This window comes from Pseudomonas sp. I2 (assembly GCF_040984075.1).
GTDB lineage: Bacteria > Pseudomonadota > Gammaproteobacteria > Pseudomonadales > Pseudomonadaceae > Aquipseudomonas > Aquipseudomonas guariconensis_B.
This window is the reverse complement of sequence record NZ_JBCGFQ010000126.1, coordinates 1-794: the sequence shown is the minus strand read 5'-3', so window position 1 is coordinate 794 and position 794 is coordinate 1. Positions and strand designations below refer to the sequence as shown.

Below are 794 nucleotides of genomic sequence, written 5' to 3'. Positions count from 1 at the left end.
ACCGGCCCGGTCTGGAAGGGCACCCTGTTCCCGTTCCTGTTCATCACCATCGCCTGTGGCGCGGTGTCCGGCTTCCACGCGCTGATCTCCTCGGGGACCACGCCCAAGCTGCTGGACAACGAAGTCAACGCCCGCTACATCGGCTACGGCGGCATGCTGATGGAGTCGTTCGTCGCCATCATGGCCATGGTCGCCGCCTCGGTGATCGAGCCGGGCGTGTACTTCGCCATGAACAGCCCGGCCGCGGTGGTCGGTGCCGACGTCGTGTCGGTGGCGCAGACCGTCAGCAGTTGGGGCTTCACCATCACCCCCGAGCAGCTCGAGGCGACCGCCCGCGACATCGGCGAGCACACCGTCCTGGCCCGTGCCGGCGGTGCGCCGACCCTGGCCGTGGGGATCGCGCAGATCCTCCACCAGGTGCTGCCGGGCGAGAACACCATGGCCTTCTGGTACCACTTCGCGATCCTGTTCGAGGCACTGTTCATCCTCACCGCGGTGGACGCCGGTACCCGCGCCGGGCGCTTCATGCTGCAGGACCTGCTGGGCAGCTTCATCCCGGCGCTCAAGCGCACCGAGTCGTGGGGCGCCAACCTGATCGGCACCGCCGGCTGCGTGGCCCTGTGGGGCTACCTGCTGTACCAGGGCGTGATCGACCCGCTGGGCGGCATCAATACCCTGTGGCCGCTGTTCGGCATCTCCAACCAGATGCTGGCCGGTATCGCCCTGATGCTCGGCACCGTGGTGCTGATCAAGATGAAGCGCCAGCGCTATGTCTGGGTCACCCTGCTGCCGGC

1 protein-coding gene is annotated in these 794 nt (G+C 67.8%); it reads left to right on the top strand.

The features are described from left to right. Positions 1 to 794, top strand: a 794-nt coding sequence (locus WCE05_RS25855) for a carbon starvation CstA family protein (protein WP_368816818.1), incomplete at both ends; no start/stop codon positions are given.